General features: G+C 65.9%; 2 protein-coding genes. One reads left to right on the top strand and one right to left on the bottom strand.

The window, feature by feature from the left end; translation table 11 throughout:
* A partial coding sequence (locus U9980_RS17700) for a hypothetical protein (protein WP_322768931.1) occupies window positions 1–995 on the bottom strand: 995 nt, incomplete at its 3' end.
* Window positions 996–1,326: 331 nt separating this feature from the next.
* On the opposite strand from U9980_RS17700, the gene U9980_RS17695 reads away from it, so the two are divergent.
* The gene (locus U9980_RS17695) at window positions 1,327–2,610 is read left to right on the top strand and encodes an adenylosuccinate synthase (protein ID WP_322751358.1); all 1,284 of its coding nucleotides are present in this window, start codon (window positions 1,327–1,329) and stop codon (window positions 2,608–2,610) included.
* Window positions 2,611–3,051: the final 441 nt, after the last annotated feature.

Here is a 3,051-nt window from a genome sequence, read left to right as displayed (position 1 = left end):
AGGCTGATGCCGGCATTCCACAGCAGGTGCGCCATGGCGTAGACGAGCTGATGCGCACACCGTCGGGCGTCGACTTCCGCCATGGACCCGATAACGGTGTGGACGTCGACCGGCCAGACCCGGACGTCGCGGCCGAGGACGGCCTGCGGCCCGGGGTCCTCGCGGCTTTCGAAGGTCTGTCCGGAGGCGTCCACGAACAGGTGCAGGGAGCGGCCGGTGTACGGGAAACTCTGGTTGCGCCAGTAGAGCACCGGCCAGGCTCGTGGCGGGGTGCGCCGGCCACGTCGAGGCGTCGCGGCCTCGGCGGGTTGATCCGGGGGTTGATCCGGTTGCCGGTCTGCGACCACCCGGATCGTCAAGGTCGGGGTGAGGCCCTCGGCCGCGCAGATGGCGAGAAACTCGGCGATCTGCGCGACCGCATAGGTGGCGATGGCGTCCGCGCGCTCCTTGCGCTGTTCTTCGACCTCGTTGGCGCTGCGGACCGCGTGGCTGCCTCGCCTGAGCACCTCGGGCAGGGTGGCGGGAAGCAGGTCACCGATGGGTGAGAAGCCGACGGGCCAGGCATGTACACCGACGACCTGACTCGTGACCTGTGACTGGCGAATGATGTTGGTACGCAACGCCGGTGTCCAGTGAACCGTGAGGGGACCGACCCGGCTGTCGGGTCTGCGATCAGCTGGTGGAGTCGCGACGGGCGGGGTGTCCTCCGGTGGGCCGCCGCCGGGATGCGCCACCGCCGGCAGGGGGGCGTCAGGCAGGTTCAGTGTGGTCAGACCTCTCCCTGGCTGGTCTCCGACCGGCGTCGGCGGCACGACCGGCTGTGCTGATGTGGGTCGGTCGGACGGATGTGGCGGCGGGGCCGACGGCGACGCGATGATCTTCTCTTCATGCCGCCGGTGGCTGGCGGAAGCGCTCTCCGATGCCAGGTCGTCCGCCGTGCCGGTGCTCTGGCCGGAGCCTTCGGCACGCACGGACCGGGCGGTGACAGCGGCCACCGTGACACCCCCGTCCCGATTGACTAATCCTGTTACCGGAACAGCCTCCACAGTAACTCTTGGTAATGCAAGTAGGATCTTTATTTAGACGATCAATCGTGTCGCGACGGTGGACCGACGGCCACTCGTCGCGATCATCCAGGGTCCGTCAGGGGTTTCCAGGCCCGCCGGGCACGGGAAATGATCGTGATCGTCATAGTGGTCGACGGGGGCGCTCGGCAGCGTCCGCACGTATCGGGTAGTTATGATCTTTAGCCCGTCGACCTGGATCGATATCACGCAGTGCCGCCCGTGCGCCCGCTCCGACCGGTGGGCCAGGTAATCTCGCCCGGTGCCTGCGCTCGTGCTGATCGGTGCCCAGTGGGGCGATGAAGGCAAGGGAAAGGCGACCGACCTGCTTGGCGGGGCGGTCGACTTCGTGGTTCGTTACCAGGGCGGTAACAATGCCGGACATACGGTCGTCATCGGTGAGGAAAGTTACGCTCTGCATCTGATCCCAAGTGGCGTGCTACGTGCCGACTGCGTGCCCGTGATCGGCAACGGCGTGGTGATCGATCCGGGGGTTCTTCTCGGCGAGATGGATGGGCTGATCGCCCGTGGCATCGACGTGTCCCGTTTGTTGATCAGCGCGAATGCTCATCTGATCATGCCTCATCATCGCGCGCTCGATAAGGTGACGGAGCGTTACCTTGGCAAGGCTCGGATCGGGACGACCGGCCGCGGGATAGGTCCGACCTATGGTGACAAGATTGCCCGGACGGGGATCCGCGTTCAGGACCTCCTCGACCCCGGGATCTTCCGGGCCAAGCTGGAGCTGGCGCTGCGGGACAAGAACCAGATCCTGACCAAGATCTATAATCGACGGGCCCTTGACACGGACGCGATCGTCGAGGAGTACGCCGGATACGCGCGCCTGCTCGGACCGCACATCGCCGATACCGGGCTTGTCCTGGACCAGGCGTTACGGGCCGGCAAGGTCGTCCTGCTGGAGGGTTCGCAGGGCACCCTGCTCGATGTCGACCATGGGACCTATCCGTTCGTCACCTCGTCGAACCCGACGGCGGGCGGGGCCGCGACCGGCTCGGGTATCGGCCCGACCCGGATCACGCGGGTGATCGGTATCTGCAAGGCGTATACGACCCGCGTCGGCTCCGGCCCGTTTCCGACCGAACTCACCGACAAGGTCGGCGACGAGCTGCGTGCCGTCGGTGGCGAGTTCGGTGTGACCACCGGTCGAGCCCGGCGCACGGGCTGGTTCGATGCGGTCATCGCCCGCTACGCCGTGCGCGTGAACGGGTTGACTGATGTTTTTCTTACCAAACTAGATGTATTGTCCGGATTTGACCGTGTTCCGATATGTGTCGGATATGACGTGCACGGTGTCCGCCACGACGACATGCCCATGACCCAGACCGAGTTCCATCACGCCAGGCCGATCTATGAGGAACTGCCGGGCTGGGGTGACGACATCTCGGGCGCCACGTCGTTCGATCAGCTCCCGCAGGCTGCTCGTGACTACGTGAAGGCTGTCGAGGAGTTGGCCGGGGCGCCGGTGTCGGCCGTCGGCGTCGGCCCCGGCCGGGATCAGACGATTACCATTCGTGATCTTCTCTGAGATCATCGTGATTGGGGTACCCGGTGATGCGGCGGACGAGGGGCGGCGCCCGTATGATGGTCGACATCCTGGGCCGCCTTCCCGCCAACTGGCTGTGGACATGGCATGCTCAGGTTCGACCCACCGCCGATCCGCAAGGTTCGGCCAGCTACCCAGGGTGATTTTGCCGGTGTGCAGGATGGCTCGAGCGCCAGGTACTGGTGCCGGTGTTGGAATGTTCTGTAATGCCTTTCGTCCGCATCGTGGAGGTACGCAATGAAGCGTTTCGCGCTGATCGCCCTGCTGGCCGCTATTGCCGGCGGCGGTTTCCTCATTCGCCGGCGGGGCAAGCAGGACGTCTGAGCCGCCGGTGGGCTGACGGGTGTGCGATCATGATGAGTCCCGCACGCCCGGTGGCCTGACCGACGCCGGGTGATCGCGCTCCACGGCCGGCACCGCGGT

This window comes from Protofrankia sp. Cr1, from assembly GCF_963555865.1.
In the GTDB taxonomy this organism is placed as follows: domain Bacteria; phylum Actinomycetota; class Actinomycetes; order Frankiales; family Frankiaceae; genus Protofrankia.
Note: the sequence above shows the minus strand (reverse complement) of the source record. Positions and strands in the feature narration are given on the sequence as shown.